The 14711-nt window shown below is 69.8% G+C and carries 18 protein-coding genes; 7 read left to right on the plus strand and 11 right to left on the minus strand.

Features of this window, described 5'->3' with window-relative positions; translation table 11 throughout:
• From AC1Q87_RS10015 to AC1Q87_RS10025, 3 genes are all read right to left on the minus strand, one after another.
• Entirely contained in the window at nucleotides 1-798 is a 798-nt protein-coding gene (locus tag AC1Q87_RS10015) for an SDR family NAD(P)-dependent oxidoreductase (protein ID WP_492608802.1), read from the minus strand.
• A gap of 2 nt (nucleotides 799-800) precedes the next feature.
• Entirely contained in the window at nucleotides 801-1364 is a 564-nt protein-coding gene (locus AC1Q87_RS10020; protein WP_492608803.1) for a carboxymuconolactone decarboxylase family protein, read from the minus strand.
• Between the two features lie 83 nt (nucleotides 1365-1447).
• Nucleotides 1448-1771 carry an ArsR/SmtB family transcription factor gene (locus tag AC1Q87_RS10025; RefSeq protein WP_492608804.1) on the minus strand — a complete coding sequence of 108 codons (324 nt, stop codon included), beginning with the start codon at nucleotides 1769-1771 and terminating at the stop codon, nucleotides 1448-1450.
• 47 nt (nucleotides 1772-1818) lie between these two features.
• On the opposite strand from AC1Q87_RS10025, the gene AC1Q87_RS10030 reads away from it, so the two are divergent.
• The 3 genes from AC1Q87_RS10030 to AC1Q87_RS10040 all read left to right on the plus strand — a co-directional run bounded on the left by AC1Q87_RS10030 (nucleotide 1819) and on the right by AC1Q87_RS10040 (nucleotide 4482).
• Nucleotides 1819-2298 (plus strand): SRPBCC family protein, encoded by a 480-nt coding sequence (locus AC1Q87_RS10030; RefSeq protein WP_492608805.1) that lies wholly within the window; start codon nucleotides 1819-1821, stop codon nucleotides 2296-2298.
• A 69-nt stretch (nucleotides 2299-2367) separates the two neighbouring features.
• The gene (locus AC1Q87_RS10035) at nucleotides 2368-2889 is read left to right on the plus strand and encodes a DUF1993 domain-containing protein (RefSeq protein ID WP_492608806.1); all 522 of its coding nucleotides are present in this window, start codon (nucleotides 2368-2370) and stop codon (nucleotides 2887-2889) included.
• Between the two features lie 195 nt (nucleotides 2890-3084).
• Nucleotides 3085-4482, plus strand: a complete 1398-nt coding sequence (locus AC1Q87_RS10040; RefSeq protein WP_492608807.1) for a methyl-accepting chemotaxis protein — start codon at nucleotides 3085-3087, stop codon at nucleotides 4480-4482.
• A gap of 12 nt (nucleotides 4483-4494) precedes the next feature.
• Here AC1Q87_RS10040 and AC1Q87_RS10045 read toward each other — a convergent pair whose 3' ends face one another.
• From AC1Q87_RS10045 to AC1Q87_RS10070, 6 genes are all read right to left on the minus strand, one after another.
• A complete protein-coding gene (locus AC1Q87_RS10045; protein WP_492608808.1) occupies nucleotides 4495-4998 on the minus strand; it encodes an FKBP-type peptidyl-prolyl cis-trans isomerase in 504 nt (167 codons plus the stop codon).
• A gap of 10 nt (nucleotides 4999-5008) precedes the next feature.
• Entirely contained in the window at nucleotides 5009-6211 is a 1203-nt protein-coding gene (locus tag AC1Q87_RS10050) for a threonine ammonia-lyase (protein WP_492608809.1), read from the minus strand.
• Nucleotides 6212-6340: 129 nt separating this feature from the next.
• Nucleotides 6341-6874 carry a hypothetical protein gene (locus AC1Q87_RS10055; RefSeq protein WP_492608810.1) on the minus strand — a complete coding sequence of 178 codons (534 nt, stop codon included), beginning with the start codon at nucleotides 6872-6874 and terminating at the stop codon, nucleotides 6341-6343.
• Between the two features lie 59 nt (nucleotides 6875-6933).
• Entirely contained in the window at nucleotides 6934-8010 is a 1077-nt protein-coding gene (locus tag AC1Q87_RS10060) for a GNAT family N-acetyltransferase (RefSeq protein WP_492608811.1), read from the minus strand.
• Nucleotides 8011-8095: 85 nt separating this feature from the next.
• Entirely contained in the window at nucleotides 8096-9160 is a 1065-nt protein-coding gene (locus AC1Q87_RS10065; protein ID WP_492608812.1) for a mannose-1-phosphate guanylyltransferase, read from the minus strand.
• A gap of 160 nt (nucleotides 9161-9320) precedes the next feature.
• Nucleotides 9321-11171, minus strand: a complete 1851-nt coding sequence (locus tag AC1Q87_RS10070; RefSeq protein WP_492608813.1) for an ABC transporter ATP-binding protein — start codon at nucleotides 11169-11171, stop codon at nucleotides 9321-9323.
• A gap of 62 nt (nucleotides 11172-11233) precedes the next feature.
• Here AC1Q87_RS10070 and AC1Q87_RS10075 point away from each other — a divergent pair, with 62 nt between their 5' ends.
• Nucleotides 11234-11749: a D-glycero-alpha-D-manno-heptose-1,7-bisphosphate 7-phosphatase gene (locus AC1Q87_RS10075; protein ID WP_492608814.1), complete on the plus strand. Its 516-nt coding sequence runs from the start codon at nucleotides 11234-11236 to the stop codon at nucleotides 11747-11749.
• Nucleotides 11746-12087 carry a DUF6980 family protein gene (locus tag AC1Q87_RS10080; RefSeq protein WP_492608815.1) on the plus strand — a complete coding sequence of 114 codons (342 nt, stop codon included), beginning with the start codon at nucleotides 11746-11748 and terminating at the stop codon, nucleotides 12085-12087. Before AC1Q87_RS10075 ends, AC1Q87_RS10080 begins: the two co-directional genes overlap by 4 nt.
• Here the strand turns inward: AC1Q87_RS10080 and AC1Q87_RS10085 are convergent.
• Nucleotides 12084-12356, minus strand: coding sequence for an SCO4225 family membrane protein (locus AC1Q87_RS10085; protein WP_492608816.1), 273 nt, complete (start codon nucleotides 12354-12356; stop codon nucleotides 12084-12086). The genes AC1Q87_RS10080 and AC1Q87_RS10085 overlap by 4 nt on opposite strands.
• Before the next feature lie 33 nt (nucleotides 12357-12389).
• Complete coding sequence (hisC, locus tag AC1Q87_RS10090; protein WP_492608817.1) at nucleotides 12390-13448, minus strand: histidinol-phosphate transaminase; 1059 nt, start codon at nucleotides 13446-13448, stop codon at nucleotides 12390-12392.
• A 98-nt stretch (nucleotides 13449-13546) separates the two neighbouring features.
• Here hisC and AC1Q87_RS10095 point away from each other — a divergent pair, with 98 nt between their 5' ends.
• Nucleotides 13547-14050 carry a GFA family protein gene (locus tag AC1Q87_RS10095; RefSeq protein WP_492608818.1) on the plus strand — a complete coding sequence of 168 codons (504 nt, stop codon included), beginning with the start codon at nucleotides 13547-13549 and terminating at the stop codon, nucleotides 14048-14050.
• A gap of 57 nt (nucleotides 14051-14107) precedes the next feature.
• Nucleotides 14108-14680 carry an AAA family ATPase gene (locus tag AC1Q87_RS10100; protein WP_492608819.1) on the plus strand — a complete coding sequence of 191 codons (573 nt, stop codon included), beginning with the start codon at nucleotides 14108-14110 and terminating at the stop codon, nucleotides 14678-14680.
• The last annotated feature ends 31 nt before the right edge of the window (nucleotides 14681-14711 follow it).

Raw genomic sequence — 14711 nt, forward strand, 5'->3', positions numbered from 1 at the left:
TTACCCCACCCGGCTCGACATCCCGCCGTCCACGAACAGCACGGTTCCGGTGATGAACCGCGCCTCGTCGCTGGCCAGGAACAGCGCCGCATAGGCGGTGTCCCAGGCCGTGCCCATCTGGCCGCCCAGCGGCACGCGGGCGTTGCGCGCGTCGCGCACGGCCTGCTGCTCCTGGCCGCTGGCCTGGGCGATGCCGGCCACCGCCATCGGCGTGTCCAGCAGGCCCATGGCGATGGCGTTGCAACGCACGCCCTTGCCGGCGTTGGCCTGGGCCACGCTGGTGGTCAGCCGGTTCAGCGCCGCCTTGGAGACCTCGTAGGCGGTCTGGGCGCCGCCGGCGATCGAGGCCAGCGAGGAGATGTTGACGATCGAGCCCTTGCCCTGCTCCCGCAGGGTCGGCAGCGCCGCCTTGCTGACCTGCCAGGCGCCCTTGAGGTTCACCGCCAGGATGCGGTCGAACGCCTCCTCGGTCAGCTTGTGGGCCGGCCCGTCGCCGCCCCCGCCGATGCCGACATTGTTGACCACGATGTCGATGGTCCCGAACCGCTCGCGCGCGGCGGCGATCATCGCCTCGCAGTCGGCCGCCTTGGTGATGTTGGCCGCCAGCGCGCCGGCCTGGCCGCCCTCGGCCTCGATCAGCGCCACCGTCTCCTGCGCCCGCTCGATCAGCCGGTCGACGCACAGCACCTGTGCGCCCTCGCGGGCGAACAGCAGCGCGATGGCCCGGCCGTTGCCGACCGTCTCGCCCGGGGTCTGGCCCGCGCCGACGACGATGGCGCTCTTGCCCGCCAGCCGCACGCTCAGAAGCCCTTCAGGTCGGGATCGAGGGTCTGGCCGGCGTCCAGCTGCACCCCGAACGAGTTCAGGATCATCGAGACCTGGGTGTACTGGCCGGCGGTGAACACGACGTCCATGCACTGCTTGTCGCTGAAGTGCGCCTTCAGCGCGCTCCAGGTCGCGTCGGTGATGAACTGATCGTGGTGCAGTTCGTCGCTGGCCGCCAGCAGCGCCTGGTCGGCCGCGCTCCAGCCGCCGGCGTCGGCGCCGCCCTTGATGCGCGCCACCTCGTCGTCGGTCAGGCCCGCCCGCTGGCCGATCGGCACGTGCTGCGTCCACTCGTAGCCGGACTTGCAGAGATAGCCGATGCGCAGGATCACGATCTCCCGCTCGCGCGCCGGCAGGTCGTTCTTCTTCGACAGCACGTAGTTGCCCCAGGCCAGGAAGCCCTTCGCGGCCTTCGGCGCGCCGACCATGGTGCGGAAGATGTTCAGCACCCGATCGCCCATCGGCGCCAGGATTTCCTTCTGCTCGTCGTTGAGGTCGGCGTCCTGGACCGGCGCGATCCGGGGCTTGGTGAGGCGCATGCGGCGTTTCCCTGTTCTGGATTGCCGCCCAGCAAACAGGGGATGGGGATCGGGCGCAAGTCTTCGAGCCTCCGGTATGGCGGTCAGGCTTCGAGGTCGCTCTTCAGCCGGCCCAGCAGGCTGACCGCCCGCTCGGCGTAGGGACCGATCCAGCGGTCGTGGATCTGCTTGATCGGCATCGAGTTCAGGTGGTTCCAGCGCTCGCGCCCCTCGCGACGGGCGATCACCAGGTCGGCGCCCTCAAGCACCTTCAGATGCTGCATCACCGTGCAGCGGTCGAGTTCCGGAAAGCGCTGGCAGAGGTCGCCAGTGGTCAGCGGCCGGTCCCTGATTTCGTCCAGCATCCGCCGCCGGGCGGGCGAGGCCAAGGCCTTGAAAATCAGATCGTTTTCGTCGTCGCTTGACATGTTATAAATTTATAACACAAATGGCCGCAGGACAAGGAGCAAAGATCATGGATCTGACCTTTCGAGTGAGCGCCCGGATCGCCAAGCCGGTGGCCGAGGTGTTCGAGGCCGTCGCCAATCCGGACCAGCTGTCGCAGTACTTCACCACCGGCGGCGCCAAGGGCCGGCTGGAGACCGGCGCCACAGTCTACTGGGACTTCGCCGACTTCCCGGGCGCCTTCCCGGTCTGGGTCATCGAGGTGATCCCCAACCAGAAGATCGTCTTCGAATGGGAGGCCAACGACGGCCCGCCGGAGAACGCCGACAACCTCGTCACCCACGTCGGCTACAAGACCCAGGTGACCATGACCTTCGAAGGCCTGGACGACGGCCGCACCCTGGTCGCCATCGAGGAGCACGGCTGGAAGCAGACCGAGGTCGGGCTCAAGGCGTCCTACGGCAACTGCCAGGGCTGGACGCAGATGCAGTGCGCGATGAAGGCCTGGCTCGAGCACGGGATCAACCTGCGCGAGGGCATGTTCAAGTAGCCGCAATACCGCTGGCGTCGGCGCGCGCTCGGGAGGAGATTGCCCGTCCAAATCACATAAGGGCGGAACATGGCGATCTCTCTCTACGACGTCAGCGTGGCTTCATTTCTCCAGACGGTGGGCGGCGTCGCCGGCTTCCTCGAGCGGGGCCTCGCCCACTGCCAGGACAACGGGATCGACCCGCAGGAGATCGTGACCTCGAAGATGTGCGAGGACATGTTCGACTTCCGCTTCCAGGTGATCTCGGTCGCCCACCACTCGCTCGGCGCCATCGAGGGCGTGAAGGCCGGCGTGTTCTCGCCGGGCGGCGACCAGACCGCCCAGGACCTGCCGGCCCTGATCGCGCTGATCAAGGACACGCACGCCAAGCTCGCGGCGATCAAGCCGGAAGAGATCAACGCCTACGAGGGCAAGGACGTCTACTTCGAGTTCCGCGGCACCAAGATCCCGTTCGTCGCCGAGAATTTCCTGATGTCGTTCTCGATGCCGAACCTGCACTTCCACGCCACCACCGCCTACGACCTGCTGCGCTCGCGCGGCGTGCCGATCGGCAAGCGCGACTACATGGGCGCGCTTCGGATGAAGCTCTAGGGCGCGCACGCATAGGGCGAGTTACAATCTCGCCCTATGCTTTATTCGGCCATATGGATTAGCCGACTGGACTAGGCTCCGGACAATCTATTGACCTTTTTGCGAACAGTTATCACCGTTTAGTCTTTATTAAGCAGTCACCCCCAATTCGAATTACGCCGGTCGCTGAGCGCGCGACCCGAATGGGGAATTCGCATGTTTGGACGCAAGACCGATGGCGCCGCCGCGACGCATACGCGTGAGCTGGAGGCCCTGGTCGCGGCGATGCACCGCTCGCAGGCGGTCATCGAGTTCGCCCTCGACGGCGTCATCCTCGACGCCAATGACAACTTCCTGGCCGCCATGGGCTACGCCGCATCCGAGGTCGTGGGCCGCCGCCACGCCATGTTCATGCCGCCGGGCGAGGCCGAACTGCCCGAATACCGCGCCTTCTGGGCGCAGCTGAACCGCGGCGAGTACGTCGCCAGCAAATTCCGCCGGCTCGGCAAGGGCGGCCGCGAGGTCTGGATCCAGGCCTCCTACAACCCGGTCTTCGACGCGAACGGCAAGCCCTGCAAGGTCATCAAGTTCGCCACCGACGTCACCTTGGCCGAGCACGAGCGCGACCGCGCCGAGAACGCCCGCCGCGAGGTGGCGCAGGAACAGGAGGTCGTCGTCGAGGCGCTGGCCCAGGGGCTCGGACGGCTGTCGGACGGGGACCTGACCACCGGCGTCTCGGCGCAGTTCGCCGGCGCCTACCAGCAGCTGAAGCTGGACTTCAACAGCGCCATCGCCGCCCTGCGCCAGGCCATGGCCACGATCCGCCGCTCGACCGACAGCCTGCGCGGCGGGGCCGACGAGATCGCCGGAGCCTCTGACGCGCTCTCGCGCCGCATCGAGACCCAGGCCGCCAGCCTGGAAGAGGCGGCCGCCGCCCTCGACGAGGTGACCTCCACCGTCAGTCGCAGCGCCGACAGCGCCCGCCGAGTGTCCGGCGCGGCCAGCCAGGCCCGGCTCGAGGCGACCAAGTCCGGCGAAGTGGTGCGTGAGGCCGTCGAGGCCATGGAGGAGATCGAGCAGAGCTCGGGCCAGATCACCCAGATCATCGGCGTGATCGACGAGATCGCCTTCCAGACCAACCTGCTGGCCCTGAACGCCGGCGTCGAGGCCGCCCGCGCCGGCGAGGCCGGCCGCGGCTTCGCGGTCGTCGCCTCCGAGGTGCGGGCCCTGGCCCAGCGCTCGGCCGACGCCGCCAAGGAGATCAAGACCCTGATCTCGTCCTCGACCGAACAGGTCGCGCGCGGCGTGCGGCTGGTCGGGGCCACCGGCTCGACGCTCGGCGCGATCGTGGACAAGGTCGCCGAGATCGACGGCCTGATCGCCGAGATCGCCTCCAGCGCCCAGGGCCAGGCCAGCCTCGCCCAGGTCAACGCCGCCATCAATCAGATGGACCAGGCGACCCAGCAGAACGCCGCCATGGTCGAGGAGACCACCGCCGCGGCCGCCAGCCTGCAGGGGGAATCGGCCGAACTCGCCCAGCTCGTCGCCCGCTTCAATGTCGGCGAAGTCGCCGCCTCGCAGGCTCGCGCCGCGCAATTCGCGCGCGGCGCCTGAGCTGAAGCGCCGTCAGCCCTGGCCGATGCGGCCCGGCGCCGGCAGCACGTCGATCAGTTCGATGCGGAAGATCAGCACGCTGTTGGGCGGAATCTCGCCGCCGCCCGCGCCTTCCTCGCCATAGCCCTGGGCCGGCGGAACGAACAGCGTCCACTCGTCGCCCGGCCGCATCAGCTGCAGGGCTTCCTTCCAGGCCGGGATCAGCGCCGGCAGCGGCATCGCCGCCGGAGCTCCGCGCTCGTAGGACGAGTCGAAGATCTTCCCGGAGACCAGCTTGCCCTCGTAGTGGACCTTCACCTCGTCGTTCGGCCCGGGCTTCATGCCGGTCGTCGGACCCGAGCGGACGATCTTGTACTGCACGCCCGAGGGCAGGGTCTGGACGCCCTCGGCCTTGCCGTTGGTCTCCATGAACGCCTTCGCCTCGGCCGCGGACTTGGCCAGTTCGGCGGGGTCGGCCCCGGCGCGGCCGCAGGCGGCCAGCAGCAGGGCGGCGAGAACGGGAAGAAGGCGCTTCATATCGATGTTCCTAGACGGCGCGCGGCGGATAGCCGTGCTCGCGCAGGGCGTCCATGATTTCCTGGGTGTGCTGGGCGTCACGGGTCTCGATCATGATGTCGAACTCCGCGCCCTTGGCCGGCACGTCCAGGGCCAGGCGGTTGTGGGCGACCTCGATGATGTTGGCCCCCATTTGGCCGATCACCGCCGAGACGGTGGCCAACAGGCCGGGGCGATCGTCGCCGATGATCCGCAGGGAGACCAGCCGCTGGTCACGGACCAGCTCGCGGGTCAGCACCGAGGCCAGCAGCCGGGTGTCGATGTTGCCGCCGGTGACGATCAGCCCGACCTTCTTTCCCTTGAACTTGCCGGGATAGGCCAGCAGCGCCGCCAGCGAGGCCGCGCCCGCGCCCTCGACCACGGTCTTCTCGACATTGCAGTAGAGCGCCACCGCGCGCTCGAAGTGCGGCTCCTCGATTAGCAGCACCTCGTCGATCAGCGGCCGGGCGATGGCGTAGGACAGGTCGCCGACCTGCTTGACCGCGATGCCCTCGGCGATGGTCGCCCCGCCGCTCGTGCCGTTGACGCCGCGCATCTTGGCGGTGAACGACGGGTACATGGCCGGCTCGACGCCGATCACCTGCACATTGGGGTTCAGCGACTTGGCCACCGTGGCGCAGCCGGCGATCAGCCCGCCGCCGCCGATCGGGATCGGCAGCACGTCCAGGTCCGGCACGTCCTCGAACATCTCGAGCGCCACGGTCCCCTGGCCGGCCATCACCTGCAGGTCGTTGAACGGGTGCACGAAGGCCAGGTCCTGCTCGGCGCACAGCTTCATCGCGACGGCCGAGGCCTCGTCGTAGTTGTCGCCGTCCAGCACCACGTTGGCGCCGTGGCCGCGGGTCTGCTGCACCTTCACGAACGGCGTCGAGCGCGGCATCACGATGGTCACCGGAATGCCCAGTCGCGCGGCGTGATAGGCCAGGCCCTGGCTGTGGTTGCCGGCCGAGGCGGCGATCACGCCGCGCCCGCGCTCGTTGTCCGACAGCTGCAGCAGGGTGTTGAGCGCCCCGCGCTCCTTGTAGGCCGCCGTGAACTGCAGGTTCTCGAACTTCACCCACACCTCGGCGCCGGTAATCTCCGACAGCGTCCGCGAATGGCGGCAGGGCGTGCGCTCGATGTGCCCCTTCAGCCGGTCGGCGGCGGCGCGGATGTCGTCGATGGAAAGCGTCATGTCAGAGCCGATGTGGGAGATGGGCCACGTCTAGCCGCGCAGGCCCGCAACGGCAATGGAGCCGGGGCGAATGAGCGGTTCCGTGGGTCGATATGCCCGCGCCCGCCCATCCGCGACCGGCCCGCGGGTCTATTTCACCGCGATGGTCAGCTTGAAGGTTCCGGCCTCATCGCGGCGGGCGGTGGCCCGCGGCTGGAACGGCTTGATCAGGTAGACCCCGGCCTTGGCCGCGGTGATGCTGGCCTTGGGCCCGTCGACCTCGCCGCGGTGCACGGCGGCGCCGCTGGTGTCGGCCGAGTCGACCACATTGACGTAGAGGTTGGTGTTCGAGGGCTCGAAGGTGACGCTCAAGGTCTGCGCGGCGGCGACCGGCACAGCGTAGACCGGCGCCTTGTAGCCCTTGACCTCGCCGCTGACGCTGGCTGCGCCGGCCGGGTCCAGGGTCACGACTTCCAGCGTCTCGTCGGGGCTCAGCAGCGCCTTCAGCGCCGCCTGGTCGACCGCCGGCGCGGCGGCGACCGGCGCGGGCGGGGGAGCGGGCGCAGCCGCGGGAGCTTCGGCCGGGGCCTCGGCGGGCTTGGCCGCCTGCTGGCCGCAGCCGGCCAGGGCGAGCGCAGCCGCAGCCGCAGCCGCCAGGGTCAGGCTCAGTCGATTGGAGGTCATCGCATACTCCTTGTGATCGGCGGAGCATTGGTCACGGAACTGGCGGTGTAAAGCGGGGCTCAGCGGAGCCCGCGCCAGACGTCCATCCGGCGCATCGCCTTGCCCGGCAGTTCCGAAGCCCGGCCCAGCGGCAGCGCTTCGGCCGCGCGCCGCACGCCATAGGCCGCCCGCCGCGCGAACGCCGCCGGCGAAGGCACCCCGACGAAGCCGTCGACCACCCACAGGCCGTCATTGGCCAGCTCGCGCTTGAACCGGTAGTCGCCGGCCCCGAGGTCGAGCCGGCTGTAGGGCGTGTCGTCCATCCAGCGCAGGATGTCCTGGAACAGCAGGATGCCCGGTGAATAGCGCTCGAACTCCGGATCGTGGGCGATCAGCCAGCCATGGACCGTGCGCCGGCCGTGCAGGTGCAGGTGCACCGCCGCCAGCCGGTCGCCGAAGTGCAGGGTGAACAGCACCGCCCCGAAATCCGGGTCGCGGCTCTCGAACAGGTCGCGCAGCAGCGCCAGGGTCCATTCAGTCTGGAAGATGTCGGTCTGGCCGGTGGCGCGGTACTGCGCGCTCTTCCAGGCCAGCAGCCGGTCGAAGTCGGTGCGCGAGCGGGAAAACGCCTGGAACGTCGCCTCGCCAACCTCGCGCTCGACCTTGCGGCGCTTCTTGTCGCTGTCCTTCAGGATCGACTTGCCGGCCGCCTTGCGCTCGGCCTCGTAGGCCCCGTAGCCGTCCTTGACGTCGACCACGTGCGACAGCACCCGGCCGCGCGCGTGGGCGGCGAAGCTCGCCTGGTCTTCCAGCATGTGGGTGAAGTCGAGCCGCTGCACGCCCAGCGCCTGAACCAGGACCTTGGGATCGACCTGCACGCCGGGTTCGGCGACCAGGCCCTGATAGTCGCACATCGGCGCGCCGACCGGGATGGCGGTGACCGAGCCGACCCGCGCGGGGAAGTACCCGACCTCGCGGCCGTCCCGCTTCAGCACCGCGACCTCGATCGCCCGCCGTCCGCCGCGCTGGGCGTGATCGACGGCGCGGGTCCACTGCGGCGACAGGAAGGGTGAATCCAGCGCGCCGCTCTGCAAGGCGGCCCAGCGGTCGAGGCTGGCCGGCGACAGATCCTGCGGGCGAACGATGTCGATTTCCACGGGCGCGATCCTGGAGGCGCGAGAAGCGCCGAAGTCGCGCGAACCATACCGGGCAAGTCTTTCCCGGAGGTTGCCGCAACCTGTGCTAGAGCAGGTCGCCGCGCCCCTTGGCCTTCAGCGCCTCGACCCCGGCCCGCACCGCGGCGGGCGCGTCGCGGCGGGTGACCAGCACCACGCCGTTCTCGACCACCACCACCAGGTCCTCGACCCCGGCCAGCACCACCACCGGCCCGTCGCTGCGGGCCAGGCAGTCGCGGGTCTCCACCGCCACCACCTCGCCCTCGAGCGCGTCGCCCGCCGGAGTTTTCCGCGACAGCTCCCAGAGCGCGCCCCAGTTGCCGACGTCGGCCCAGCCGATGTCGGCCTCGACCACGCTGGCGCGGTCGGTCTTCTCCATCACCGCCACGTCGATGGCGATGCTCGGCGCCGACAGGAACGCGTCGGACAGCGCCACCACGTCGCCGGTTCGCGCCGCGCCGGTGACCGCCGCCTGCGCCGCCGCCGTCACCTCCGGCGCCAGCCGCCGCGCCTCGGCCAGGAACGCGCCGGCCTTGAACAGGAACATCCCGCCGTTCCAGGTGAAGTTCGGATCGGCCACGAACTGCTGGGCGGTCGCCAGGTCCGGCTTCTCGACAAAGCGCGCCACCTTGCGGACCGCGCCCTCGCCCTTGGCCTGGATGTAGCCATAGAGCGTCGAGGGGCCGGTCGGCTTGAGGCCCAGCAGCACGATCTCGCCGGCCTCCGCGGCCGCGCGCCCAGCCTCGATCGCGCCGTGCAGCGCGGCGACGTCGGCCACGAGGTTGTCGGCGTGCATCAGCACCATCAGCGCTTCGGGATCGATGTCGGCCCCGAACGCCGCCGCCGCGACCGAGGCCGGGGCGGTGTTGCGCGGCGCCGGCTCGGTGATCAGCGCCGCCGGCGTGATCCCGACCTCCGCCAGCTGCGCGCGCGCCAGGTCGGCGTGCGCCGCCGCGCAGACCACCACCGGGGCCGCGAAGCCCTCGCCGGTCAGCCGCAGGGCGGTGTCCTGGATCAGGCTGTGCTCGCCGCCCAGCCGGTGAAACTGCTTGGGCCGCGCGGTCCGCGACAGCGGCCACAGCCGCGTGCCCGCGCCGCCCGACATCAGGACGGGAATGATCTGGGTGGTCATGTCGCAAAGCCTGAAGCGATAAAGCAAAGATGCTCCCCCGCTGGGAGAGCTGTCAGCCGGCCGGCTGACTGAGGGGGACGTTGACTCGACTTGAGAGCGATCCCCCTCCGTCGCGCTTCGCGCGCCACCTCCCCCAGGTGGGGAGGATCTAGGTTCGGAATCATGCCGGGTCGTACTCGCTGACCAGGTGGCCGGGCGCCACTTCCTTCAGCTGCGGGACATAGACCGGTCCGTCCGCCGTCAGCCGCGACGGCAGGAAGCGCAGCGCGCTCTTCGGGTCCATCGGCGAGGGCGGCTCGCCGGTCAATTTGATCCGCTGGCGGCTGCGCTCGCGTACGGGGTCGGGGATCGGTGCGGCCGACAGCAGGGCCTTGGTGTAGGGGTGCTGCGGGTCGGCGTAGAGCTGCTCGCGGCTCGCCTCCTCCATCACCCGGCCGAGGTACAGCACCATCACCCGATGGCTGATCTCGCGCACCACCGCCAGGTCGTGGCTGATGAAGATCATCGCCATGCCCATCTGCTTCTGCAGCTCGATCAGCAGGTCGATGATCTGTGCACGGATCGAAACGTCGAGAGCCGACACCGCCTCGTCGCAGATCACCAGCTTCGGCTCCAGGATCATCGCCCGGGCGATGCCGACCCGCTGGTTCTGGCCGCCCGACAGCTCGTGCGGATAGCGGTTGATCAGCGCCGTCGACAGCCCCGCCCGCTCCATCATCTTGCGCACCTGCGCCTCGCGCGCCGCGCCCTTCAGCTCGGGGCGGAACACCGCCAGCGGCTCGGCGATGGAATCGCCGATGGTCATGCGCGGGTCGAGACTGGCCAGCGGGTCCTGGAACACGATCTGCATGTCGCGGCGCGCGGCGCGCATCGACTCGCGCTCGGCGTGGGTGATGTCGCGGCCCAGCACGCTGACCGCGCCGCCGGTGGCCGGGATCAGGTTCAGCACCGCCCGCGACAGGGTGGACTTGCCGCAGCCGCTCTCGCCGACCACGCCCAGGGTCTCGCCCTGGCGCACCTTGAACGAGACGCCGTCGACGGCGCGCAGCGCGGCCTTGGCGCCGAACAGGCCCTGGTGCACCGGGAAGTGGACCTCGATGTCCTGGGCCTCGACCACCACCGGGGCGTCGGCCGCGACCGGATCGAGCGTCGGGCGTCCGCCGCGGTCGTCGCGGTCCAGCCGCGGGATCGCCGCCAGCAGCGCCTGGGTGTAGGGGTCCTTCGGCGCGGCGAACAAGGCCTTGGCCTCGCCCTCCTCGACATAGGCCCCGTCTTTCATCACGCAGACCCGGTCGGCCAGCCGCGCGATGACGCCCATGTCGTGGGTGATCAGCACCATCGCCGTGCCGGTCTCGCGTCCCAGCTCGGCCATCAGGTCGAGGATCTCGGCCTGCACGGTGACGTCCAGCGCCGTGGTCGGCTCGTCGGCGATCAGCAGCTCGGGCGCACAGGCCATCGCCGCGGCGATCATCACCCGCTGGCGCATGCCGCCCGACAGCTCGTGCGGATACTGCTCCATCCGCCGCGCCGCCTCGGGGATGCGCACGTACTTCAGCCACTCCAGCGCCTTGGCCTTGGCGGCCTTGTCGCTCATCCCCAGGTGCAGCCGCAGCGGCTCGGCGATCTGCTCGCCGATCCGCACGTGCGGCGTCAGCGCCGTCAGCGGGTCCTGGAAGATCATCGTCATTTTCGAGCCGCGGACCTTGTTCAGCGCCCGCGGTTTCAGGCGCAGCAGCTCCTGGCCCTTGAACTTGATCGAGCCGCTCGCCTTGCCGTTGGCGGCCAGCAGGCCCATGGCCGCCATGAAGGTCTGGCTCTTGCCCGACCCGCTCTCGCCGACCACGCCCAGCACCTCGCCGCGCGCGACGCTGAGGGAGACGCCGCGCACCGCGCTGACGATCCCGTCATGGGTTTTGAAGTCGATCTTCAGATCGTCGATGGAAAGGACAGGCTCGGCCAACTCGACCTCGGCAGGAAAACAGGCGCCGACCATAGACTGGTGCGACGCCATGGCGAAACCACGCGCAGGGCCCCAAGTCTTTGGCTATACGATGGCGAACCGTGAGCGCCCCGATGAGTATCCCCCGCCCCGCCCTGTTCCTCGACCGTGACGGCGTCCTCAACGAGGACCCCGGCTATGTGCACCGCTGGGAGGACTTCCACTGGATCCCCGGCGCCCGCGAGGCCGTCGCCGCCTTCAACCAGGCCGGCTGGTGGGTGTTCGTGGTCACCAACCAGTCGGGGGTCGGCCGCGGCTACTACGCCGAGGACGACGTCATCGCCCTGCACGCCAAGATGAGCGAGAGCCTGGAGCAGATCGGCGCCCATATCGACGCCTACTACTATTGCCCGCAGCATCCCGACGCCCAGGTCGACGTCTACCGCCACCCCGACCCGCCGGACCGCAAGCCCAACCCCGGCATGCTGCTGCGCGCGATTTCCGAATGGCCGGTCGACCTGTCGCGCTCGCTGATGGTCGGCGACAAGGACTCCGACCTGGAAGCCGCCGCGCGCGCCGGCGTCCGCGCCCTGCACTTCACCGGCGGAAATCTGGCCGAGTTCCTGAAGGCCGAGGCGGTCGCGGCGTGAGCCAACCCGAGGATCTCGCGCGCTGCTACGACTTTCCACGGTTCCCCGAGTTGTTCGAATGGATCGCTGACGGCGCCCAGATCCAGTACGATCCGGCCTTCCGTGAGTTCACCGTGCCCCATGGCCAGGGCGATAGCGCCTACACCCTCGCTTGGTGCCCGATCAGCGGCCGCAGACTGCCGCGTTCTCTCCGAAGCGAGTGGTTCGACGCGCTGGAGGCCGCGGGCCTGATTTCGCCCGACACCACCCTTCCCGCCGATTTCGAGCCGCCGGCCGCCTACCGCAGCGACGCCTGGTGGCGCAACACGTCTCTCGCCGACGACATCGCGGAATCTTAGAGCCGCCGCCGCGAGACCCGGCCGAGCCAGAGCATCACCCCGACATTGGCGGCCATCCCGGCCAGCACCACCAGCATGCCGGGCCACGGCCCGCCGACCGGCAGCCACTGGAGCGCGAAGCTCCAGGGCATGGCCAGCACGATCGCTGCCACCCCGGCCAGCGGGTCCGGCTCGACGCCGAACCAGCCGCGCGAGCTGATCGGGATCAGCGCCAACGCTCCAAGGCACAGCGCCGCATAGACGCCCGCCAGCACCCGGCTCCATCTCATGGCGCCAGCTTAGGCCCCGGCGCGGCGGGGACGCTAGCCGAGGATTCCCCCGAGCGCGCCCAGCAGCCGCTGGGTCTGCGCGCCCGTACCGACCGTTATGCGCAGATAGTCGGTCGTGCGCGCCGCCCCGAAGTGGCGCACGATCACCGCCCGTTCTCGCAGCGCGGCGGCCAGTTCGGCGCCGCCACGCGCGCCATGCCGGGCGAACACGAAGTTGGCGCTCGACGGCAGCACCGTGAACCCCAGCGCCTCCAGCCCCGCGGTCAGCCGCCCGCGCTCGGCGATCACCGCCGCGCACGACGCCTGGAAGAACGCCTCATCCTCGACCGAGGCGATGGCCCCGGCCTGGGCCGGCCGTCCCAGCGGATAGGAGTTGAAGCTGTCCTTGACCCGCACAAGACCCTCGATCAGCGCCGCGTCGCCGATCGCATAGCCGACCCGCAGGCCGGCCAGCGCCCGCGACTTCGACATGGTCTGCACGACCAGGAGGTTCGGGTGCTCTGCGATCAGCGGGATCGCGCTCTCGGCGCCGAAGTCGACATAGGCCTCGTCGATCACCACCGGGACGTCGGGATGCTCGGTCAGCAGCTGCTTGATCTGCCCGCGGCTCAGCGCCACCCCCGTCGGCGCGTTCGGGTTGGGCAGGATGATCGCCCCGGCCGGGCGCCGATAATGCTCGATCCGCACCGCCATCTGTTCGTCCAGCGGCACGGTCTCGAAGCCGATGCCGAACAGCCCGCAATAGACCGGATAGAAGCTGTAGGTGATGTCGGGAAACAGCAGCGGCGCCTCGCGCTTCAGCAGCGCGGCGAAGGCATGGGCCAGCACCTCGTCCGAGCCGTTGCCGACGAACACCTGGTCGGGCGTCACGCGGTGATAGCGCGCCAGGGTCTCGCGCAGGGCCCGGGCCTCGGGGTCCGGATAGAGCCTCAAGGTATCGGCCGCCTCACCCGCGATCGCCGCCATGGCCTTCGGCGAGGGCCCAGTCGGGCTCTCGTTGGTGTTCAGCTTGACCAGATCCGCGATCTTCGGCTGCTCGCCCGGCACATAGGGCTTCAGCTGGTGGGTCAGGTCGCTCCAGAAGCGGCTCATGCTCGGGTCTCGCGTTTAAGCTGGCGCTTCTAAGCAACCGCGCCGCCGCGAAGTCCATAGCGATGCTAGGCTTCCCGGCCTGTCGCGAAGGAAACCCCATGCCCAAAGCTCCCGCCGCCCCGCTCCAGCGCTCCGCCGTCCAGGCCGCCGGGGCCTGCGCCTGCGGCGCGGTGCGGCTGGAGATCGACGTGCCGGCGGTATGGGCTTGGCACGATCACTCGCGCGCCGGCCGCCGCGCGCATGGCGGGGCCTACGCCACCTATGTCGGCTCCTGGCGCTCGCGGCTGCGGATCCTGGCCGGCGAGGACTGCCTGACCCGCTACGAAGATCCCGACGCCGGAACCGCGCGCAGCTTCTGCGCCCGCTGCGGCACGCCGATGCTCTTCGAACGGCCCCGCTCGCCGAAGATGGTCAACATTCCGCGCGGCGTGTTCGAAACCCGCACCGGCCGTGAACCGCGCTACCACGTCTCGCTGACCGAACAGGCCGACTGGATCTACGACGGCGCGCCGCTCTCTCCGCTCAAGGGCTATCCGGGCGTGATGCGCGAGCGCCCGCGGCGCCGGAAGCCCGAGCCACCGATGCTGCTGGACGAGCCGTGAGACGTTGGCCCCCGGGCAAGGCGCATGCAAACTCCGCCGCATAAGGGAGCGCGCGCCATGCAGAACGTGATCGTCTACCTCGTCGGGCCGCCCGGCGTCGGCAAGTACACGGTCGGCAAGCTCGTCGCCGAGCGCCTCTCTGCCAAGCTTCTCGACAACCATTACTGGAGCAATCCGATCCTCGAAGTGGTCGAGCCGGACGGCCGGCCCTTGCCCGCGGGCGTCTGGGACCGGACCAACGACGTCCTGGCCGCGGTGCTGGAGACCATCGCGCGCTTCGGACCGGCCGGGCGCAACTACGTCTTCACCCATGCGGTCTCCGATCCTGGCGGCCATCCGCTCGACTGGATCATCGCCGGCCAGATCCTCTGGGTCGCCGAGCGGCGGGGCGCGCGCCTGCTCGTGGTCCGCCTGGCCTGCGGCGAAGACCAGCTGAGAGAACGGGTCGCCAGCGACGAGCGGCGCCTGAGGTTCAAGACCACGGACGCCGGAAACGCGGGCGCGATGGCCGCCCTCGCCCCCTTTCCGATCAACCACGACTGGGTTCTGGACCTGGACACCAGCGGCCTCAGCGCCGACGAGGCCGCCGATCGGATCGAGCGCGAACTCAGGTCCCGCCCGCAGCCGTAAGGCTCGCGCCGGCCGAGCGCCCGCCCTATCT

The sequence above is a fragment of the Phenylobacterium sp. GW823-FHT02A09 genome, assembly GCF_058797775.1.

Excerpts from the sequence above, each read along its gene's own strand:
- AC1Q87_RS10020 (WP_492608803.1), bottom strand. The coding sequence starts at position 1,364 with ATGCGCCTCACCAAGCCCCGGATCGCGCCGGTCCAGGACGCCGACCTC.
- AC1Q87_RS10025 (WP_492608804.1), bottom strand. The coding sequence starts at position 1,771 with ATGTCAAGCGACGACGAAAACGATCTGATTTTCAAGGCCTTGGCCTCG.
- AC1Q87_RS10030 (WP_492608805.1), top strand. The coding sequence starts at position 1,819 with ATGGATCTGACCTTTCGAGTGAGCGCCCGGATCGCCAAGCCGGTGGCC.
- AC1Q87_RS10035 (WP_492608806.1), top strand. The coding sequence starts at position 2,368 with ATGGCGATCTCTCTCTACGACGTCAGCGTGGCTTCATTTCTCCAGACG.
- AC1Q87_RS10040 (WP_492608807.1), top strand. The coding sequence starts at position 3,085 with ATGTTTGGACGCAAGACCGATGGCGCCGCCGCGACGCATACGCGTGAG.
- AC1Q87_RS10045 (WP_492608808.1), bottom strand. The coding sequence starts at position 4,998 with ATGAAGCGCCTTCTTCCCGTTCTCGCCGCCCTGCTGCTGGCCGCCTGC.
- AC1Q87_RS10050 (WP_492608809.1), bottom strand. The coding sequence starts at position 6,211 with ATGACGCTTTCCATCGACGACATCCGCGCCGCCGCCGACCGGCTGAAG.
- AC1Q87_RS10055 (WP_492608810.1), bottom strand. The coding sequence starts at position 6,874 with ATGACCTCCAATCGACTGAGCCTGACCCTGGCGGCTGCGGCTGCGGCT.
- AC1Q87_RS10065 (WP_492608812.1), bottom strand. The coding sequence starts at position 9,160 with ATGACCACCCAGATCATTCCCGTCCTGATGTCGGGCGGCGCGGGCACG.
- AC1Q87_RS10070 (WP_492608813.1), bottom strand. The coding sequence starts at position 11,171 with ATGGCGTCGCACCAGTCTATGGTCGGCGCCTGTTTTCCTGCCGAGGTC.
- AC1Q87_RS10075 (WP_492608814.1), top strand. The coding sequence starts at position 11,234 with ATGAGTATCCCCCGCCCCGCCCTGTTCCTCGACCGTGACGGCGTCCTC.
- AC1Q87_RS10085 (WP_492608816.1), bottom strand. The coding sequence starts at position 12,356 with ATGAGATGGAGCCGGGTGCTGGCGGGCGTCTATGCGGCGCTGTGCCTT.
- hisC (WP_492608817.1), bottom strand. The coding sequence starts at position 13,448 with ATGAGCCGCTTCTGGAGCGACCTGACCCACCAGCTGAAGCCCTATGTG.
- AC1Q87_RS10095 (WP_492608818.1), top strand. The coding sequence starts at position 13,547 with ATGCCCAAAGCTCCCGCCGCCCCGCTCCAGCGCTCCGCCGTCCAGGCC.
- AC1Q87_RS10100 (WP_492608819.1), top strand. The coding sequence starts at position 14,108 with ATGCAGAACGTGATCGTCTACCTCGTCGGGCCGCCCGGCGTCGGCAAG.